21 protein-coding genes are annotated in these 19920 nt (G+C 61.5%); 13 read left to right on the top strand and 8 right to left on the bottom strand.

All coding sequences use genetic code 11. The annotated features are described in order from the left end of the window. Positions 1–4: 4 nt before the first annotated feature. From WBN73_RS02205 to map, 5 genes are read left to right on the top strand one after another with little or no spacing between them, the layout of a single operon-like run. Complete coding sequence (locus WBN73_RS02205) at positions 5–808, top strand: glycosyltransferase (protein ID WP_337339427.1); 804 nt, start codon at positions 5–7, stop codon at positions 806–808. After that, the gene (locus WBN73_RS02210; protein WP_337339346.1) at positions 808–1989 is read left to right on the top strand and encodes a cytochrome P450; all 1182 of its coding nucleotides are present in this window, start codon (positions 808–810) and stop codon (positions 1987–1989) included. Before WBN73_RS02205 ends, WBN73_RS02210 begins: the two co-directional genes overlap by 1 nt. Beyond that, positions 1982–3727 (top strand): class I adenylate-forming enzyme family protein, encoded by a 1746-nt coding sequence (locus tag WBN73_RS02215; protein WP_337339347.1) that lies wholly within the window; start codon positions 1982–1984, stop codon positions 3725–3727. Before WBN73_RS02210 ends, WBN73_RS02215 begins: the two co-directional genes overlap by 8 nt. Further along, entirely contained in the window at positions 3724–4635 is a 912-nt protein-coding gene (locus WBN73_RS02220; RefSeq protein ID WP_337339348.1) for an NAD-dependent epimerase/dehydratase family protein, read from the top strand. Before WBN73_RS02215 ends, WBN73_RS02220 begins: the two co-directional genes overlap by 4 nt. 33 nt (positions 4636–4668) lie before the next feature. Then, complete coding sequence (map, locus tag WBN73_RS02225) at positions 4669–5496, top strand: type I methionyl aminopeptidase (protein WP_280623254.1); 828 nt, start codon at positions 4669–4671, stop codon at positions 5494–5496. An 83-nt stretch (positions 5497–5579) separates the two neighbouring features. Here the strand turns inward: map and WBN73_RS02230 are convergent, their stop codons facing one another. From WBN73_RS02230 to WBN73_RS02240, 3 genes are all read right to left on the bottom strand, one after another. Beyond that, the gene (locus WBN73_RS02230) at positions 5580–6926 is read right to left on the bottom strand and encodes an ABC transporter substrate-binding protein (RefSeq protein ID WP_337339349.1); all 1347 of its coding nucleotides are present in this window, start codon (positions 6924–6926) and stop codon (positions 5580–5582) included. Between the two features lie 61 nt (positions 6927–6987). After that, positions 6988–7920, bottom strand: a complete 933-nt coding sequence (locus tag WBN73_RS02235) for a carbohydrate ABC transporter permease (protein ID WP_337339350.1) — start codon at positions 7918–7920, stop codon at positions 6988–6990. Next, positions 7917–8903, bottom strand: a complete 987-nt coding sequence (locus WBN73_RS02240) for a carbohydrate ABC transporter permease (RefSeq protein WP_207594227.1) — start codon at positions 8901–8903, stop codon at positions 7917–7919. Before WBN73_RS02240 ends, WBN73_RS02235 begins: the two co-directional genes overlap by 4 nt. Before the next feature lie 321 nt (positions 8904–9224). On the opposite strand from WBN73_RS02240, the gene WBN73_RS02245 reads away from it, so the two are divergent. The 8 genes from WBN73_RS02245 (at position 9225) to WBN73_RS02280 (ending at position 14520) form a co-directional block, all read left to right on the top strand. Further along, entirely contained in the window at positions 9225–10175 is a 951-nt protein-coding gene (locus WBN73_RS02245; protein WP_337339351.1) for a P1 family peptidase, read from the top strand. A gap of 194 nt (positions 10176–10369) precedes the next feature. After that, positions 10370–10591 carry a translation initiation factor IF-1 gene (gene infA / locus WBN73_RS02250; RefSeq protein ID WP_011775571.1) on the top strand — a complete coding sequence of 74 codons (222 nt, stop codon included), beginning with the start codon at positions 10370–10372 and terminating at the stop codon, positions 10589–10591. A 72-nt stretch (positions 10592–10663) separates the two neighbouring features. Next, positions 10664–10777, top strand: coding sequence for a 50S ribosomal protein L36 (gene rpmJ / locus WBN73_RS02255; RefSeq protein WP_011775570.1), 114 nt, complete (start codon positions 10664–10666; stop codon positions 10775–10777). Between the two features lie 196 nt (positions 10778–10973). Further along, positions 10974–11351: a 30S ribosomal protein S13 gene (gene rpsM, locus WBN73_RS02260; RefSeq protein ID WP_011775569.1), complete on the top strand. Its 378-nt coding sequence runs from the start codon at positions 10974–10976 to the stop codon at positions 11349–11351. A gap of 51 nt (positions 11352–11402) precedes the next feature. After that, the gene (gene rpsK / locus WBN73_RS02265; RefSeq protein ID WP_014922380.1) at positions 11403–11804 is read left to right on the top strand and encodes a 30S ribosomal protein S11; all 402 of its coding nucleotides are present in this window, start codon (positions 11403–11405) and stop codon (positions 11802–11804) included. 149 nt (positions 11805–11953) lie between these two features. After that, a complete protein-coding gene (locus WBN73_RS02270; RefSeq protein WP_011775567.1) occupies positions 11954–12964 on the top strand; it encodes a DNA-directed RNA polymerase subunit alpha in 1011 nt (336 codons plus the stop codon). Positions 12965–13030: 66 nt separating this feature from the next. Then, entirely contained in the window at positions 13031–13597 is a 567-nt protein-coding gene (gene rplQ / locus WBN73_RS02275) for a 50S ribosomal protein L17 (protein WP_337339352.1), read from the top strand. Positions 13598–13629: 32 nt separating this feature from the next. Continuing rightward, positions 13630–14520, top strand: coding sequence for a tRNA pseudouridine synthase A (locus WBN73_RS02280; RefSeq protein WP_337339353.1), 891 nt, complete (start codon positions 13630–13632; stop codon positions 14518–14520). Between the two features lie 133 nt (positions 14521–14653). Here WBN73_RS02280 and WBN73_RS02285 read toward each other — a convergent pair whose 3' ends face one another. Genes WBN73_RS02285 through cpaB form a run of 5 tightly spaced genes read right to left on the bottom strand, consistent with a single transcriptional unit; the run spans position 14654 to position 19882 of the window. After that, a complete protein-coding gene (locus WBN73_RS02285) occupies positions 14654–15532 on the bottom strand; it encodes a type II secretion system F family protein (RefSeq protein ID WP_337339354.1) in 879 nt (292 codons plus the stop codon). 9 nt (positions 15533–15541) lie between these two features. After that, positions 15542–16483: a type II secretion system F family protein gene (locus tag WBN73_RS02290; RefSeq protein ID WP_337339355.1), complete on the bottom strand. Its 942-nt coding sequence runs from the start codon at positions 16481–16483 to the stop codon at positions 15542–15544. Between the two features lie 2 nt (positions 16484–16485). Then, entirely contained in the window at positions 16486–17925 is a 1440-nt protein-coding gene (locus WBN73_RS02295) for a CpaF family protein (RefSeq protein WP_337339356.1), read from the bottom strand. Next, positions 17922–19118 carry an AAA family ATPase gene (locus WBN73_RS02300; RefSeq protein WP_337339357.1) on the bottom strand — a complete coding sequence of 399 codons (1197 nt, stop codon included), beginning with the start codon at positions 19116–19118 and terminating at the stop codon, positions 17922–17924. The genes WBN73_RS02295 and WBN73_RS02300 overlap by 4 nt, the downstream gene beginning before the upstream one ends. Beyond that, positions 19115–19882, bottom strand: coding sequence for a Flp pilus assembly protein CpaB (cpaB, locus tag WBN73_RS02305; RefSeq protein WP_337339358.1), 768 nt, complete (start codon positions 19880–19882; stop codon positions 19115–19117). The genes WBN73_RS02300 and cpaB overlap by 4 nt, the downstream gene beginning before the upstream one ends. Positions 19883–19920 lie beyond the last annotated feature (38 nt).

Raw genomic sequence — 19920 nt, forward strand, 5'->3', positions numbered from 1 at the left:
GGCCATGAACGCACGGCCGGAGCCTGTAAGCCCAGGGCTGGCGAGCAGCGCTCCCACCAGGCCGCTGTGTATCGCTGTTCCGATGCTGAACGAGGAGAAACTGGTACGTCAGACACTGATGTCCTTGGCGGCCCAAGAGCACAAGGATTTCACGGTTGTTGTGGTGGACAACGGATCCACTGATAACAGCCGTGGCATCGTGGCTGAGTTCGCCGCGGAACATCCCGGAATGGACATCCGGCTGCTGACCGAAGGGCAGAAGGGTACTGGGGCGGCGGCGGATACGGGCATGCGCTTCGGTGTGGAGCACGGCGCAGTATGGTTGGCCCGCACCGATTCCGATTGCCTCGCAGCTCCGGACTGGACTGCCAGGATCATGGCCGCCTTCGATGACGGGCTGGAACTGATCGCTGGCCAGCTTAATCCGAGGCTTGATGAGGGAATCAGCGCCGGTGAACGGCGGATGATGTTGCTCGCGGTGGAGGTGGCCTCATTCTTTGGCCGTATCCGTCCCGGCAATAAGGGCGAGGGGTACCTGGGGCCGTACCAAATGCTCCCGGGCTGCAACATGGCCATCACCGCAGATATGTACCACCGGTCCGGCGGATTCCCCCGCTCCAGCATCGAAGACCTCCATGAGGACAGGGCACTGTCCAATCGGGTCAGAAAGCTGACCCGGAACTACGCCCTGCGGCGGGATGTTGTGGTATTCGGCTCCTCACGCCGCGTCAAGGCCTGGGGCTTGAAGAACACGCTGGCGTGGTACGCAGACCACCGGTACCGTCCCGAGCACGTGGATATCCGGTGATGGCGGACGTGGCCACGGCTGAGCAATGGGAACGACGCATCCACCTGGGCGCCCACCCTCTGCTGTATCCGATGATTCGAGGTTTGGGCAGCCTCCGTCCGGTGGTCAAGCTGCCAGGGTTGGGGGTGTTGGTCAGTGAAGCCGGCTTGGTTCGTGAGGTCCTCATGGACCAGCAGAGATTTGTCAAGAATGGCCGCTCGGGTTCAGGCGCCCTCTGGACTCCCGTGGTGGGCCCCAAAGCCTTGGTGAACATGGATGGCGAAGACCACAAGAAATTGCGGCAACGCCTCGGTGATCTGTTCACGCCGCGGTCGGTGGCCGGGATAGTGGAGCCGGCGGCATCCGCCTTTGAGTCACGAATCGCCAAGGAACTGGACGCGGGACGTTCGGTGGACGTGGTGGAATGCGTGAAGGACCTGGCAGGGGGAGTGATCTCCCGGTTGCTGGGAGTGCCCGACGACGCGCCGGGCAGGCTACCCAACAAGGAACTCTTCAACCTGGGCTCTTCCATTTCCTCGCTTGTCCGCTTGGGGCGTCCCTCCCTGACGGCGCGGCAAATCGCGAAGGGGCGTTCCGCCGTCGGAATCCTGGCAGGACCGGCCAGGGTGGCCTACCGGGAGAGTGACCCCGGGACATTTCCCGGGAGGCTCCGGGAACTCGGCATGAGCGAGGAAGAAGCGATGGGCATCATCAGTGCTTTCGTCATGGTGGGCACCGAAACGCTGGTCTCATTCCTTCCTCGGATGGTGGCGCTCCTTACGGACAGCGGACGGGTTGAGGAACTGGCCAACCAGCGCTCAACCGTTCCTGCCGTGATCAATGAGGCCCTTCGCTTCACAGTGCCATCGCCCATGATGATCCGGGATGCAGTGGCCCCCGGAGTCATTGGAGGGACGGAGGTCCGGGCCGGCGACAGGATACTGCTATCCACCGTCCACGCTGCCAAGAGCCTCCGCGGCTTTGACCCGGCAGAGGCCATACCCCCGCAAGCGCGTCAGCTGTGGTTCGGCGCGGGAGCACACTTCTGTATCGGCATGCCGTTGGCCATGGCCGAGATCAACGCAGCCTTGGACGTACTGCTGGACCGGTATCTTCAGCAACCCTGGACCATCCGGAGCCGCCGTGTCAGCAGAGGAGTTCTCATTCCGGGATACAAGAGTCTGGAACTGGCGAATGTCTGAGGAGACAGTTGAGCAGTCAGCGGGCACTGCCGACCTGATCGCCGCCGTATATGCAGCAGCGGAACGGTTCCCGCAACACCCGGCGATCACAGCCCCAGGCAAAGCACGCCGCATCAGGGGCGTGCGTGGTGCGGAGGCAGTGAAACCCGGACAGACCATCACCTACCGTGAGCTGGTGGACGGGATCGAGGCGACGGCGCTCAGCCTCCAGAAGGACGGATTCGGCTTGGGGGAGCGCATGTTGTTCTCCGTACGTCCCAGCCCTGCGGCGTTTGTCCTTGCCTTGGGCGCTGTGCGGGCGGGTGGCTCGGTGGTGTTTATTGACCCGGGAATCGGTCCTTCCCTCTTTCGGGATCGTGCAGGGCTCGCGTCGCCGCAGTGGGCAGCCTCGGAGTCGCTCCTGTACGCGTTGAGCGCCAAGAGCCCTTTCCGTCCCCTTGCACGGAGGCGGGGCCTGCTTCTCCCCAACTATGGCGCCATGGAGGTCCGCCACTACTACGCGGGACCGTGGTTGCCTGGTGTGCCACGGGGCGCGTCGCCGGTGAGGGCCCTGGCGTCGACGCGGATGGCAACGGGGGATGGCAAAATTGGCGGCGACGCCGTGAATGCGTCTTCGCAGGAAGCCGTCATCATCTTCACATCGGGGACTACCGGTGCTCCCAAAGGCGTGATCCACACCCGGGGATCGCTCGCCGCGGGCTTTGGACAACTCACCACGCGCTGCACCTTCAGGGAAGGCGACAGGGTCCACTCGGAGCAACTCATGATGGGCCTGCCCGCGCTCATTGCCGGTGCGCACTGGACCATGCCGGCGTACGGATTCTCCGCCCACATCGATCCTCTCCGGCTTGCGGGCGAACTTGGGCCTGTGGCCGGCCAAAAAACAGCGTACGACGGCGCCACCCACCTTTTCCTTGTGCCGTCACAGTTGGCGCCCATCCTGGACTCGATCGAGGAAGGAACGGTCAGGCTGCCGGCATCGCTGAGGACAGTCATGCTTGGGGCGGCGCCGATCCTGGCGCCATTTCTGAAACGGGCCATGCAACTGCTTCCGGGCATCGAGTTCAAACTGATCTATGGCATGACCGAAGCGCTTCCAATCGCCATTGCCGACGGACACGAGAAATTGGCCTTCGCGTCAGGTGCAGAGGCTGAAGTAACGGCCCCCGACGGCACAGGCGAAGGTGACTTCCTGGGGGAGCCGCTGCCCGCCGTCGGAATCCGGGTGGCTGAAGACCACGAACTGTTGGTCCGGGGTCCCAATGTGTGCCACGGCTACCTGGGCGAAGACCCGATGGTGGAGCACGCGACGGGGGACCTCGTCCGGCTGGACCACGGCAGCGCCGGGCCGCCCAGGCTGGTGATGATCGGGCGTAAGAAGGACATGATCATCCGAGGGAAGACCAACATCTACCCGGCACTCTACGAGCCGGTCATTGCCGGGATCCCCGGGGTCCGGCAAGCAGTGATGGTAGGCGTTCCGGATGACGTTGGAGACGAGTCGGTGTGGCTGGCCGTCGTCGCTGCGGCTGGCGAAAGTGCAGCCCTGATGAAGTCGCGGCTTGCCCGAGACCTCCCCCGGCTCATCGACGAATCCGCGCTCCCGGACCACATTGAAGTCCTGGAGTCCATCCCGTCCGGTGGCCGGCACCGGAAACCTGACCGTGCAGCATTGCGGCAGGAGTTCGCGTCACGCACCCAGCCAGAGGCAGACGCAGACGCAGCGGGAACACGGTGAAGATTGCAGTCACCGGCGCCACTGGGTTCATCGGGGGAGCCGTGGCCGCAGCTGCGGAGGCCCGGGGATGGGAGGTGGTCCGCTTCGCGAGACAGCACGGACCCGGCCTGAATTACTGGGATCTGACCGGGCTGCCCCCAGCGCGGCTTCCCGGCGTTGACGCTGTGGTGCACGCGGCAGCACACGTTGCCGATTGGGGTCCGTCTGCCCTCTTCCACCGGGCCAACGTCCTGGGCACCCGTGCCGTGGCCGAGGCCTTCGCTGGCACCCGCCTGGTCCACATCTCCAGTTCCAGCGTGTACCCGTGGTGGGAATCATGTGTCAACCGGGCCGAGGATGAGGTAGCCACACGCCACCTGAGTGCCTACGGACGCAGCAAGGCGCTCGCCGACGTCGAAGCCCGTCGCCATGGCAATGCCGTGGCACTGCGCCCGCACGGTGTCTACGGGCCGGGGGACCGGACGCTGCTGCCACGTCTGATCAGCAACATCAGGCGAGGCCATTTGCTGAGTGTCGGACAGGCCCAGGTGAAACATCAATTGACGCACGTGGACAATCTGGTGCAAGCAACCCTTGCCGCCTGCCGCTCCGAAATCCGGGGCGCCGTCAACGTGGGGGACGCTGAGCCTGTTGAATTGGGTGGAGTGCTGCGCCAGGTGCTGGACTCCTCTGGATTCCACGGCGTGGACATCAGGTACCTTCCCGAGCCCGCAGCCATGGCTTTAGCCGGCATTTCGGAAGCGGTTTCGCGGACGAGCGGCCGGAATCCACGGCTCACACGTTACGCGGTGAGCCAACTCGGGAGGGAGCGAACCTACTGCTTGGAACGCCTCCGGCACGAGCTGGGAATCGAGCCAATTTCGACCACAGTCTCGGATGCGGGAAAATGGTTCAAGCACGGAGCCTGATCGGCTCCGTCAGCAAACTTTCCAGAGGAGAACATGGCGTTCGGTCAGCCCCGCATTGAATACAAGACCAACGAGCAGATGCGCAAGATGCAGGAGGCCGGGCTTGTCCTGAGCCGTGCACTTGATGCTGCAGTTGCGGCGGCCAAGCCGGGCGTCACCACCAAAGACCTGGACGATGTTTTTGCCGCGGTCCTCAACGATGCAGGTGCCAAGTCCAACTTCCTCGGCTACCACGGCTTCCCCGCCACAATTTGCACCTCCGTCAACGAAGAAGTGGTCCATGGCATCCCCGGGACCAAGGTCCTCAATGAGGGTGACATTATTTCCATCGACGGCGGCTGCATCGTGGACGGCTGGCATTCAGACTCTGCGCGGACGGTCATCGTGGGTACGGCGGATCCCGAAGACCAGCGGCTCTCCGACGTCACTGAGGCTGCCATGTGGCGTGGCATCGCCGCCCTTGCCAACGGAAAATTCGTCGGAGACATCGGCAACGCGATCGATGACTACGTCTCCTCCGTCCACGGCAAGCCCTTGGGCATCCTGGAAGACTACGTAGGGCACGGCATTGGCTCCGAAATGCACATGGCCCCGGATGTCCTGAACTACCGGACCGGCCACCGCGGACCGAAGATCCGCCCAGGCCTGTGCCTGGCCATCGAACCCATGCTGGTGCGCGGGGGCATCGAAACCGCCACCCTCGACGACGACTGGACCGTTGTCACCACCGACGGCAAGCGTTCCTGCCAGTGGGAGCATTCTGTCGCCGTCCACGAAAAGGGCATCTGGGTCCTGTCCGCCCCGGATGGAGGCGCCGAGCAGTTGGCGCCGCTCGGCGTCGTGCCTGTACCGATCCCGTAAGGCTTGTACCAATCCCGTACGCCCCGGAGCACAAGAGCCGGGCTGCTGAAGCAGCCCGGCTCTCTTCATGCCTGGAGGAGAAATCAGGCCTTCAGCTTCGGCTTCACATCCTTGGTGTAAATGCCCTCGAGCGTCTTCTTAAGCTCGGTCATGGTTGCCTGGACGTCGCCCTGCTGCGTGAGGATCTTTGCAGCGGCCTTGGCCATCTCCTGGTCCGCACCCGGCAGGAACACGCGTGCGTTGTCCTGGACCTTGGTCACGGCGAGCTGGTCCATGGCGGTCTTGATTTGCGGTGTCGCGGCGAGGACAGCGGACATGTCGGCCGAGAGACGCGTGGGCATGTACCCGGTGGCAGCGGAGAAAGCGGCGGTGTTCTCCGGTTCGGTCATGAACTTCAGGAACGTGGCCGCAGCAAGCTGTTCCTCCTTGGTGATGCCGCTCGGGATGCCGAGACCGGCACCGCCCGTGGGGCAGACACCGCTGGGCACTTCGGGCCCGCCCGGAAGGAAACCGACGCCAACGTTGAACTTGGCTGCCTTCAGGACGCCCAGCAAGGAACCAGTGGAGGAAATGGTGGACGAGGTGATGCCCGCGGCGAAGTCGTCTGCGGCTTCCTTGGACGAGACGCCCGCCCAGCCGTCCTTGTAAATGGAATCCTGCGCCCACTGCAATGCAGCGACTGACTCGGTGGAATCACACGTGATGTCCCAGTCATTGGACCAGCTGCCGCCCCAGCCCCACAAGTTGTTTTGCAAGGTCCAGCCCGCGTAGCCGGCAAGGGCCGGGTAAATGTAGGCATACTGTGCGCCGGACGTGGCCTTAAGCTTCGGAGCCCACTCCGCGAATTCCTGCCACGTAGCAGGTGCGCGATCAGGGAGGCCCGCCGCCTTGAAATGGTCCTTGTTGTAGTAGAACAGCGGGGTGGACCGGCCGTAGGGGAGCGCCCACTGCTTGTCGTCGTACTTGTAGTCGTCCACCAGCGACTTCTGGAAGTCGTCGATCTTGATGTCCAGCTGCTTCACCAGTCCATCGATGGGGATGATGCTGCCATTGGAGAAGTAGCGGAACCACCACACATCAGAGAGGACAACCAGCGCCGGGAGACCCGTCTTGGCTGCCTGCGAGGTCTGGAACTTCTGGGCGATCTCCTCGTAGTTGGCCCCGGCCGTGACGAGGTTGACTTTGATGTCCGGGAACTTGGCGTGGAACTTCTCAATGATCGCCTTCTCCACGTCCTGCGACTTGCCTGGGTGGTTGGTCCAGAAGTCGATGGAGCCAGCCGGCTTCACGCCGCTGAAATCGATCGCTGCGGTCTCGACGGCGTCTGCCGTGCCCGCCGTCGAAGGTCCGCCACAGGCGGCCAGTGCCGCGGCTCCGGCGCCCAGTCCGGCCAGGCCCAGGAAATGTCGGCGGTCAAGGTTGGTACGCATGGTGCTTCCTCTCAATAACTTCACTAGGGTATTTCGATGCGAATGGTGCCGAGGGAGAAAATCAGCCGGTGACGCTTCCTTGGGTCAGGCCGGCCACGATGTAGCGCTGGAGTGCTGCGAACACCAGCAGGATGGGGACGATCACCAGTACGGCGCCGGCCATGAGGATTCCCCAGCCTGCCCCATTGCCTTCCGAGTTCTGCAGCAACGTCAGGCCCACGGGCAGCGTCATGGTTTCGGGGCGGTCAGTGATAATGAGCGGCCAGATGTAGTCGTTCCATTCACTGACCACGGTCACCAACGCCACAGTGGCGATGGACGGGACCGAGACCGGCACAATGATCTGCCACAAGCGCCGCCAGTGGCCGGCACCATCGATTTCGGCCGCTTCGAGGATCGATGGCGGCAGCGTCAGGAAGTGCTGGCGCAGCAGGAACGTCCCAAACGCTGTGCCGAGGCCGGGGAGGATGATGCCCCACAACGTGTTCTTCCCGCCCATTCCTGCAATGAGGATGTAGTTGGGCAGGATGGACACTTGGGCCGGGACCATGAGGGCTACCAGAATCAGCACGAAGATCACGTTCTTGAACGGGAATCGCACGAACACGAGGGCGTAGGCAGTCAGGATGGCCAGGACGACCTTGATGGATGAGCCGATGACGGTCACGATCAGGCTGTTGGCGAAGAACTGCGCAAACGGGACGGTGGTCATCGCCGTGGCGTAATTTTCCAGGTTCAGGGACTCCGGCAGGATCTTCAAATCCATGGTGACGATCTCGCCCGGCTGCTTGAAAGAGCTCAACAGCATCCACAGCAGGGGCAGGAACACCACCAGTGTGGCAATGATCAACGGGACGTACCCGGTTGCGACAGTCTGGAGCAGGTTGGCGCTGGAGAAGGGACGCGGCCGTTGCGGTTGCTGCGACTCTTGCCGGTTGCCCTGCTGTGCGTCCTGTGAGGAAGGCGCGACGGCGGCTGGTAACGGTGCGCTCATGAGTAGTGGACCTTTCGCTCAACGAACCGCAGTTGGAGGACCGTGATGATCAGCAGGATGGCGAAGAGGATCACCGAGATCGCGGCGGAATACCCGGCCCGGTTATAGGCGCCGAATGCCTGCAGATACGCCTCATAAATCAACGTGCTGGTGCCGTTGCCCAGCGGAGTCATGATGCGGATGAGGTCGAAGGCCTGCAAAGAGCTGAGCATGGTGGTGATCAAGAGGAAGAACGTAGTGGGGGAAAGAAGCGGCATGGAGATGTTGAAGAACCTCCGTACGCTGTTTGCCCCATCAAGCGCTGCAGCTTCCATGACGTCGCGGGGAAGGGACTGCAACCCGGCGAGGTACACCACGGCGCAATAGCCCAGGTTCTTCCAGATGTAGACGATGATGACCATCACCAGCGACAACTGGGGATCGTTGATCCACTGTGGGCTCTGCTGCCCCATTCCCCGAAGAATCCACGCCAGCACGCCGTAGCCGGGATCGAAGATGAACAGCCACACCAGGCCGACGCCCACCCCGGACAGCACGTAAGGGGCAAACACCGCGGACCTCGCAAAGGTGGTTCCACGGACCTTCGAGTTCAACGCCAGGGCAACCAGCAACCCGAGAACCATCGACCCACCCACAGTCACCAACGTAAAGACGGCTGTGGTCCCCAGAACCTTGGACGCATCCTCGCTGGTGAAGAAGGTGACATAGTTCTGCAGCCCCACCACCGTGGCCGACGCCGAACCCAGCGTCCAATCCAGCGTGGAGTAATAGATGTTGTTGATCAGGGGCCAATACGTGAACGTGCCGATCAACACCAGGTTCGGCAAAGCCATGGCAAGGAAAACCATGAAGTCCTTGCGGCTGCGGCCAGACCAGCCCCTTCTTACCGGAGGGTGCTGGGCGGCATCGACGGGCGGAACCGGCGGCGTGGAGTCCGGCCTGCCTGCAGGCGCGGTGCTGCTGTGAATCTGTCGGGTAGTCATGGGTCACTAACGTTTTTTGGCGAACGTGGGGCGCCAACTCCCGGAACGGGGCGGCGAAGACAGGCCTAGCTCACCACACGCACAGCGGCTGAATGGGCCGAATACGCGGTCCGTAGCGATAGTTGTCTGACACTTCCCAACCCGTTTACTCGGCGTTACTCGCTTGTTCGTATTCGAGGCCGGGCTCCCACTTTGCCCTTCATCGGTGGCAGCCAATTGGCTGCCACCCTCTGCGCGCTCGGTCGTTCCTCCCTTAGACGCGCGCTGCCGGGTGCCAGTCAATTCGCTGAGTCCGCCTTCGTGCAGGTGGAGAATGGAGCCATGAATTCGATCACCGATGTTGCCGGCATACGGGTTGGGCATGTGCAGAGGGTGGGGGTGGGGTGGCTGTCCGGAGTGACAGTTGTTCTTCCTCCCGTGGGGACCGTGGGGTCTGTGGATGTTCGCGGTGGAGGTCCTGGGACTCATGAGACCGACGCACTGGATCCCACCACGCTGGTATCCACTGTGGATGCCGTGGTGCTGACCGGGGGCAGCGCTTTTGGGTTGGCCTCGGCTGGCGGGGCCCAGTTGTGGTGCGAAGAACAGGAGAGGGGCTTCGCTGTTCCCGGAACTGTGGTGCCGATTGTGCCTGCGGCCGCCATCTTCGACCTCGGGCGGGGCGGTGACGTGAAAGCTCGACCCGGCGCCGACATGGGATACCAGGCAGCCGCTGCAGCGTTCGCCTCAGGTGACCATGCCGTCGTCGAACGTGGAAACGTGGGTGCGGGGACTGGTGCCGTTGTTGCGCGCGGGCAGTACAAAGGTGGCATCGGAACGTCGTCCATCACCCTCGACGGCGGCGTGATTGTGGGGGCCCTTGCGGTAGTTAATGCGCTTGGTTCGCCGGTGTTCAGCGCGACAGGGCCGCAAGCCTCTGCCGATCCGGGAGTTCCACCGCAGGGGCTCAACACGACGTTGGTGGTGATCGCTACGAATGCTGCCCTTGATGTTGCCGAATGCAAGCGGACTGCCAATGCCGGGCATGCGGGGTTGGCCCGGGCCTTGGATCCGTCGCACACCCTTGCGGACGGTGACACCGTGTTCGCTTTGGCGACCGGCGCCGTCGTGCTGGATCGCAGTACTGAACAGGCGCGGCAAGTGTCGCTGATAACGCTTCAAAGTGCCGCGGCGGAAGCCGTTCGGCTCGCGATACTCGACGGCGTCGGGGCTGCGGAAAGTGTCTCGACGGCGGCAGGTGAATTCCCGGCTTTCAGGCCCGCAGGGGAGTGACGGCGGGGGACCCTTGCGCTACCATGGACGGATTTAACTTTCCGGCCTGATTGGCGTAGAGTTATTTGTTGGTTGTCTGTGCAGCCACGCCCTTTTTAGTGTCGTGGTTCAAGAGAGCCAAGCAAACAAAAAACGTCCGCTGGATCTTCGGTGCCTAACTGAAGGACAGCGGCAAACAACAGTTAGCGGAGGATATGGCCAAGAAGGACGGGGTCATTGAGATCGAGGGCGTTGTGACTGAGGCGCTGCCCAATGCGATGTTTCGCGTTGAGCTCACCAACAAGCACGTCGTTCTCGCACACATCTCTGGGAAGATGCGACAGCACTACATTCGAATCCTCCCCGAGGACCGGGTAGTGGTTGAGCTGAGCCCATACGACCTCACACGTGGTCGTATCGTCTACCGCTACAAGTAAATTGCTGGGCGGCCAGGCAATAGTGCCTAAGCCGCTCCAGCAGATCAACTGCAAAACACGCAAAGGAACGCCATGAAGGTCAAGCCGAGCGTCAAGCAGATCTGCGACAAGTGCAAAGTGATCCGCCGTAACGGCCGGGTCATGGTGATCTGCGAGAACCCGCGCCACAAGCAGCGCCAGGGCTAATTCCCCTTCCGGGAATCAGCGCCCGCAAGGGCAAACCTGGGTTGCTAGCCCACGCAAGTAAATAAAGGCAGCACAAGCTGTGCCAGGACTGCAGTACAGAGCCTGGTCAGCGAACCCCCGGTCGGAGGCTGGGGCCACACGGAACGTGTGGGTGTACTGCCTACGACCTCCGGTTTATTCAAGGAGTACCGCCACTATGGCTCGTCTCGCTGGCGTAGACATTCCCCGCGAAAAGCGGTTGGAAATTGCGCTTACTTACATCTACGGCGTGGGCAAGACCCGTGCACACGAAACCCTGGCTGCCACTGGCATCAGCGCCGACGTTCGCGTCAAGGACCTGACTGACGCCGAACTGGTTCAGCTGCGTGACTACATTGAAGGCAACTACAAGGTTGAGGGTGACCTTCGCCGCGAGGTAGCCGCTGACATCCGCCGCAAGGTAGAGATCGGCAGCTACGAAGGCCTGCGCCACCGCAAGGGCCTGCCCGTACGCGGACAGCGTACGAAGACCAACGCTCGTACCCGTAAGGGCCCGAAGCGCACCGTCGCCGGCAAGAAGAAGGCCGGACGTTAATCCCTCGGGATTGATCCGGTTTTCCCCCGATAACTTTCTGTAGGAGAAACAATGCCCCCGAAGACTCGTGGAGCGGTTCGTAAGCCGCGTCGCAAGGATAAGAAGAATATTGCGCTTGGCCAGGCGCACATCAAGAGCACCTTTAACAACACCATCGTGTCCATCACGGACCCGAACGGTGCTGTCATCTCATGGGCTTCCGCCGGTGAGGTTGGCTTCAAGGGCTCCCGTAAGTCCACTCCCTTCGCCGCCCAGATGGCTGCTGAAGCCGCTGCAAAGCGCGCTCAGGAGCACGGCCTGCGCAAGGTTGACGTATTCGTCAAGGGCCCGGGATCCGGACGCGAAACCGCAATCCGTTCGCTTCAGGCCGCTGGCCTCGAGGTTGGCTCCATCCAGGACGTCACCCCCAGCGCCCACAACGGTTGCCGCCCGCCGAAGCGCCGCCGCGTCTAATTAGGTCTTCCCTGCCTGACTGGCCGGGCCTGCTGTGGAGAGTTTCGACCCTTCATAAGCATGGCCCGGCTGGTCAGGCTGGAAACCGAAGCCGATTTCCACCACCTGTGTTGCGTCATATAGCGGATGCTCGCCGAAAGGAAACCTAAGTGCTCATTGCACAGCGCCCCACCCTGTCTGAAGAAGTTGTATCCGAGAACCGCTCCCGTTTCATCATTGAACCGCTGGAGCCGGGCTTCGGCTACACCCTCGGAAACTCCCTCCGCCGTACCCTGCTCTCCTCCATCCCCGGTGCCGCTGTAACCAGCATCCGGATCGATGGCGTGCTGCACGAGTTCACCACGGTTCCGGGTGTCAAGGAAGATGTCACCGAGATCATCCTGAACATCAAGAACCTTTCGGTTTCCTCCGAGCACGATGAGCCGGTTGTTGCGTACCTGCGCAAGCAGGGCCCCGGAGTCGTCACCGCCGCGGACATCGCTCCGCCGGCCGGCGTCGAATTCCACAACCCGGATCTGCACATTGCCACTCTGAACTCGAAGGGCAAGTTCGAACTCGAACTGACCATCGAGCGCGGCCGTGGCTACGTTTCGGCAGCTCAGAACAAGTCCGGCGACTCCGAGATTGGCCGTATTCCGGTTGACTCGATCTACTCGCCGGTCATGAAGGTAACTTTCCGCGTGGAAGCTACCCGTGTTGAGCAGCGCACTGACTTCGACAAGCTCATTGTCGACGTCGAGACCAAGCAGGCAATCGCTCCGCGCGACGCTGTTGCTTCCGCAGGCACCACCTTGGTGGAACTGTTCGGTCTGGCTCGTGAGCTGAACACCGCAGCTGAAGGTATCGAGATTGGCCCGTCGCCGACGGACGCTGCCCTGGCAGCTGACATGGCTCTGCCGATCGAGGATCTGGACCTCACCGTCCGTTCCTACAACTGCCTCAAGCGTGAGGGCATCCACACCGTGGGTGAACTCGTTGCCCGCTCCGAGGCTGACCTGATGGACATTCGTAACTTCGGTGCGAAGTCCATTGACGAGGTCAAGGCAAAGCTCGTGGAACTGGGTCTGTCCCTCAAGGACTCCCCTCCCGGTTTCGATCTCGCAGCCCGCGCCGCAGCCATCGAAGAGGACGACGCCGCGTTCAGCGACGACGAGCTCTAAACAGCAGATCTTGGCCGCTGGGTCCAGCAATGGACCTGAACGGCTTACATAACAGGAGAAATAACTATGCCTACCCCCACTAAGGGTCCGCGCCTCGGAGGCGGCCCGGCTCACGAGCGCCTGATGCTCGCGAACCTGGCAGCTGCTCTGTTTGAGCACAAGCGCATCACCACCACGGTCACCAAGGCCAAGCGCCTTAAGCCGTACGCAGAGCGTCTGGTCACCTTCGCCAAGCGTGGCGACCTCGCTTCCCGCCGCCGCGTTCTCGGCCTGATCAGCGACAAGGGCGTTGTCCACGAGCTGTTCACCGACATCGCCGGCGCCGTTGCCAACCGCGATGGTGGCTACACCCGCATCACCAAGATCGGCAACCGTAAGGGCGACAACGCTCCCATGGCTGTCATCGAGCTCGTTCTTGAGCCGGTCTCCCCGAAGCAGGCCGTTGTTGCTGAAGCAACCGCTGCCGCTGCCAAGGCTGCTCCGGCTGCTGAAGCTCCGGCTGCTGAGGAAGAGGTCGTTGAGACCGAAGCCGTTGAAGCTGAGACGGAAGAGGCTCCGGCCGCTGAAGCCGACGCTGCTGAAGCTGAAGCTGCTGAAACCGAAGAGGCTCCGGCCGCTGAGGACAAGAAGTAATTCACTGAATTCTTCGCAGTAGACTTAAGTCTATGAACGAACGAAAACCCGCTGCCCCCGTTTTGGGGGGCGGCGGGTTTTTGCGTGTACGGCTTGATCTCTCTTACGACGGCGCACCCTTCAATGGATGGGCCCTGCAGCCCGGGCTTCGTACTGTCCAGGGCTCCGTGGAGGAAGCGCTGGCGCTCCTGCTGCAACGACCCGTCCGCGTGACGGTGGCCGGCAGGACTGACGCGGGAGTCCACGCCCGCGGCCAGGTGGTTCACCTGGACCTGACCGAAGCCGAGTGGCTGTCACTGCCGCGTGGGCACGAACTCGATCCCGCCGTCGCGCTGTTGCGGCGCCTCCGCGGAGCTTTGAGCCGGATCCTCGGCGACCTCACCGGTGCTGTGGAAGTGCACGACGCCGGTCTGGCGCCTGAAGGCTTCGACGCCCGCTTTTCAGCGTTGTGGCGCAGGTACAGTTACCGCATTGCCGACGGTCCCGAACGGTGGGACCCCCTGCTCCGGGGAATCACGCTGTGGCACAAAGCGCCGTTGGATATTTCGCTCATGAACTCCGGTGCCCTGGCGTTGCTGGGACTCCAGGATTTCCGCTCGTACTGCAAGCCGCGCGAAGGCGCCACCACCATCCGGGAACTCCAGAAGTTCTCCTTTACCCGCGACAGCGACGGTGTCATTGTGGCCACCGTTCAGGCCGACGCTTTCTGCCACAACATGGTGCGGTCCTTGGTGGGCTCTGCGCTTCGGGTGGGGGAGAAGTTGGAGGCTCCGGGCTGGCTGCACTCGCGCCTTCTGGAGAGGAAGCGCGATGCCAAATCCGTGCTCGCTGCACCGCATCCCTTGGTGCTGGAGGAAGTTTCTTATCCTTCGGATGCCGAGATGCTGGCCCGGGCTGAGCTGACGCGGGCGCGGCGGGCGTAGTTCTCTTCTTGTTTTGGCGGCTTCCCGGAACGTTGGAGGACCCCCTCCCGGCTCTGGGTACCGGAAGGGGGCCGTTGTGGCACTCCGTGGTCTGGGATCCGCGAAGTGCCGGTCTATTTCCCGAGGATCAAGATCAGCTGAACGCCTGGATGATCTTGATGGCTGCGGGACCCAGAAGGACTATGAACAGCACCGGGAAGATGCAGAACAGCAAGGGGAAGAGCACCTTGACGGGAAGCTTCATCGCCTTCTCTTCTGCATTCTGCCGGCGCTTCACGCGTGCTTGCTTGGCTTGAGCCCGCAGCACGTTGGCAATGCCGATGCCGTACTTATCGGCTTGGATGACCGCGAGGACGAAACTGCGAACGTCCGGAACAGCGCACCTTTCGGCCAAAGCCTCATAGGACTCCTGCCGGGGACGTCCCACTTGGATGTCCTGTAACGTGCGCATGAGCTCCTGGGGCAGCGGGCCCGATCCTTGCATCGCCGCCCTTTCCATGGCTGACTCGAATCCAAGGCCGGCCTCGACAGAGATCAGCATCTGATCGAGGGTGTTGGGGAGTTCCAGCTTTATTGCTTCCTGTCGCTTCAGCCCCGTGTTGTAGACCAAGAGGTCAGGAAGGAAATACAGGAATATGGCCACGAAGAGCCCCAGCACCGCCATTCCTGGTACAGGGCTGAGAAAAAACAGAAGCACTCCTCCGAGTGCGCCAGCCAGCGCAAGGGCGGGTTTCAGGGCTATGAGCTTGGGCAACGGCATCGAGATCGGGCGGCCGGCGAGGGCGAGCCAGTGATCCATTTTGGCTTCGTAACTGCCCGGGGTTAGCTTCCGGGCGACGCCCAGCAGGAGTGGTGGACGTTGTATGTTCACGCCGGCTCCTTGGGCAAAGCCCGAACCAAGGTTGGTCTGAATGGCAACGATGCCTTTACGGTCGATGCTGATGAGAGACCAAGCGAAGTACGCGAGGGGCAGCACGATGAGGGCGATGATGAGCCACACCATGGGAGTCATTCGGTCCTCCTAGAACTTGATCTTTACTGTGCGGCTCATCCAGAAGCCGCCGACGACGAACAGGATCGCGCTTACCACTACCAGCGCAATCCCGACTGGGTGTTCGGCAAAGAGTTTCATGTAGCCGGGGTTCAACGCCGACATGAAGATTCCGACCGCTACGGGGAGAATCATCAGAACCACCGCCGACATCTTGCCCTCAGCGCTAAGAGCACGCACATGGCCCTTGATTTCGCTGCGCTCCCGGATGGTACCGGCGACCTGCTCCAGCACTTCGGCCAGGTCGCCGCCTACTTCCCGGTTGATCTGAATGGCTTGGCCAATCCAACGGAAGTCTTCACTGTCCATGCGGATTGCGCAGTCTTCGATGGCTTGCCGTGCGTCCTTGCCGATCCTTACTTCATTAACGATGCGGCCCAGCTCCTCTGATGTAGGAGCTTGGGCCTCCTGGGCTGCAGCTTCCAAGGACCTCATGATGCTGTGCCCAACGCGTAGTCCACCTATCAACATCTGAATGGTGTCCGTGAGCTGTAACTCAAATTTGGCACGACGTTTCTGGGTCCGTGTGACCAGCACCATTTTCGTCAGAAAAGGTGCCGCAAGCGCCAACAGGATCCCGATAAAGATGTTCAAGAGGAGTGTGCCGACGACTGCCGCGACTATAGCGCTGGCGAGAACCATGACGGTGAAGTCGGCCGGCGCCTGTTTGACTCCGGCCTGGTAAAGGACTTCCCGGTTGAAGGGACCTCCCGAGCGGCCGAGCGCGGTGTCCATGAACTGCACGGCTGTCCCGGAGAACCGCCCCACGGCTGAACTGTCATGTGAAGCCTGCAAGCGACGACGCTCGATGGGGATGCTTCCGTTGCGGGGCTTCAGGACAAAAACGAACAAGATGATGATGGCCGCCAGGCAAAGACCAATGGCGATGACGAAGGGTGCTGGAGAGTCCATTGCTACCGCCTTCCGATCGGTTGCGGAACGACTCCAAAGGTCACAGGCGATACTTGGATGCCAAGTTCTGCAAACCTGTCGAGGAAGCGAGGTCGGATCCCCGTTGGAATTGCCTTGCCCAGGAAGCGTCCTTGAGCGTCCAGGCCTGCCGAGTAGTCGAACAAAAAGGCGTCTTGCAGGGTGACGACGTCTCCTTCCATGCCCTGGACTTCAGTCACATGCGTGACTCGTCGGCTGCCATCACGCAAACGCGTTACTTGAACGATGAGATCAACAGCTGAGGAGACCTGCTCCCGAATTGCGCGAAGCGGAAGATCCATCCCAGCCATCAATACCAGCGTTTCCAATCGTGCAATCGCGTCCCTGGGAGAGTTGGCGTGCACCGTGGACAGGGAGCCATCGTGGCCGGTGTTCATCGCCTGCAGCATGTCCAAGGATTCACCGCCACGGACCTCGCCGACGATGATCCGATCCGGCCGCATGCGAAGCGAGTTACGGACCAGGTCACGGATAGTGATGGCGCCCTTTCCCTCAATATTGGGTGGGCGGCTTTCCAGCCTGACGACATGACGCTGTTGAAGTTGTAGCTCCACTGCGTCTTCAATGGTGACGATTCGGTCGGACTCCGGAATAAAGGAAGACAAAACGTTCAGCAATGTCGTCTTTCCTGTGCCTGTACCGCCCGAAACGATGACGTTCAAGCGTGCCCTTACGCAGGCGCTCAGTAATTCAGCCATCTCCTGGCTCATGGAGCCCCACTCAATGAGATTCCTGACCGTCAGTGGAACGTGGCTGAATTTCCTGATGGTGAGGGAGGGGCCGTTGACCGCTAACGGAGGAATGATGGCGTTGACACGCGAGCCGTCTTCCAGTCGGGCATCCACAAGTGGCGAAGACTCGTCAATGCGGCGTCCGACCTTCGAAACGATCCGTTCGATGACCTTCCTCAGATGATCGTCGGAACTGAACGTGAGCTCCGTCAATGCCAGATGCCCATGACGCTCCACGTAGATCTGGTCATATCGGTTGACCATCACTTCGGTGATCGATGGGTCTTCAAGCAAGCGCTGCAGCGGTCCGAAACCCATGACTTCGTCTGAAATCTCCCGGATGAGCCGTCGGCGTTCCTCGGGGGTCAACGGCACTTGCTCGTCGTCAATGACGGCCGAAAGTTCATCGACCGCAAATGACCGCAGGTCCTCTTCCGATGAAGAGGGGTCACCTATGCGGTTTCCGATGCGCTCAAACAGGGCTGAAGCAGCACGTTGTTTGAGGCCGGCCAGTGCGTCCACTGCGGGAGTAAGGGGCGCTCCGCCAAAGAGAGCTGCACTTGAGGCGGCGGTATTCCGGTCGACGCCAGTTGCCGCATTCTCAGGCTCTGAATCAGATGGTCCAACCACAGCCAGCGGGTTGTTCTTCGAAAGCCTTTCGGACAGTTTCATGACACCACCACCCTCCGGTGGAGCTTGTTCTGCGGAGTCGATTCCAGCCGTGGATCGAATCGCTGAACCAGCTTCCTTAGTCCCTTGATGGCTGAATCCCGCGCCGTTCCTTGAAGAACTGGAATTCCCCGGTTGGTTGAGTAGGGGAGTGACCGGGAGCGTGGGATCACAGTGTCGATAGGAACTCCTATGGTGGCTTCCACATCCTGGACGGAGAGCCCGCTTTTTCGGTCAGCAAAGTTCAACACTGTGTGCCTGCCCTGCGGCAGCAGCTGAAGCTCCTTCAAGACGCTGAAGCACTTTCGAAGTCCCCGAATGCTCGGCACGTCCATTCCACAGACCCAGACGCCGTCGGTGGCCAACTCCAAGGTTGCCAGGCAATGTTCGCCAAGACCCGGTGCAGTGTCCACGACTACGTACTTGAACTCTGTCGCCAGTTGGTTGAGGAGTCGTGTTACGTGCTCGGCGGTGATGTAGTCCGAATCGGAGGGTTTCTGTGGCGCGCAGAGTGCGTAGATTCCGGCTGGGTGGACGGTCAGAAACGCCTTGAGGACCATGGAGTCTTGGGCCGCCGATCCGTGAACCGCTTCGGTGATGGAGTGTTCCGGTTCAAGCATCAGGCCGGAAGCGACATCCCCGAACTGCAGATCGAGGTCCACAATGACTACACTCATCGGTGCAAGCGACCCCAACCCGATGGCTAGGTTGGTAGCTACTGTTGTCTTGCCCACCCCACCCTTCGGGGACATGACGGCAATGACCCGTCCCCTCTCCTGGCCGGACTCTGCGGGCTGCATTCCGCGTCGCCTGCTCGCGGCAGCCAGACATGCGCGCTCGAGGAGTACCCGGAGTTCGTTGACATCAGCTTCAGGAGCAACCACGTCACGGACGCCTGCGTGCATGGCCTTGAGGACGATGTCAGTGCTTGGTTCCGCTACCATCAGCAAGCTGATTTCCGGGAACTGAAGATCAATGACGGTGGCCAGCTTGAAGGCGTCGTCCGGATTCACCCCGGGGCCGAGAATCAAGACCTCGGGTGGAGCGCCGGTCAGTTGCTTGAACAGCTCGTCTGTGCCTGCTTGCAGCACAGTAGGTGGCAGCGTTTGAAGGTCGCCGTGCAAGGCCCCTGTGATGGCTTGGCGTATGCGGCCTTCAAAGTCACGGACTGCGGTGATGGCTACAAAGCGGCTCATTGGACCAGCCCTCCGAAAGTAGTAGTTGGAGGATCGCTCTTGACCGTCTTATCGGTCTGCTTGGACAGCCACAGCGTGCCGAACTCGGCGCCGAAAACCATCTCGGCAGCGTTCGCGTCGCTCAGGGCTACAGTGACGTATGCCGACCCATTGGGGAGGGCGACGCCCTTCTCCGCTCCGGCGGACTTTTCTGCGTCCGGTGCGGCCTGCTGGACAGCAGTAACCAGGACGTCGTGATACAGGAGTTCCGTAAAATCCTTCCAGCCGGTCAGCGCGGCCGGCAGGTTGGCTCCCGCGGGTACGGCCTCGTCCAGCTTGAAGGAGGCAAAGACTGTTACGGTGTCTCCAGCTTCGATCCGGCCACCCAGCATGCGCTCCGGGGCAAGAACGAACGTTGCTTCCTGCAAACCGTCAGGAACAGGAACAGTACCCGGAGCCAGCTCTTTGGGGCTGACCAGTTTTACCCCCAGCAACTGTTCGCCTGGCTGGAGATCGGCCGAGGTGACTTTTCCTTTTTGGTCGCTTAGCGCGTTGATGGTGCCGGGTGCCACTGCCGACTGCGGCAGGGTTTCGACCTTGACCTTGGACTGGATTTCTTCAGCCTTGGTGCCGGCGGGAATGCGTTCCTTAACCACAAGGACGTTTACGGGATCAAGCCCTTGCTGCGCACGCTTGTCGGCTCCCTGAACATAGGTAACCAGCAAAACCGTGCCGATGACTGCCAAAAGCAGTGCTGCAATGCCTCCCAGTAGGCGTGTTTTCACTTTCTACTCCTTTGAGTTTCGTGAGTTCGAGAGCAGCG

Source organism: Paenarthrobacter sp. CCNWLY172, from assembly GCF_037402035.1.
GTDB lineage: Bacteria > Actinomycetota > Actinomycetes > Actinomycetales > Micrococcaceae > Arthrobacter.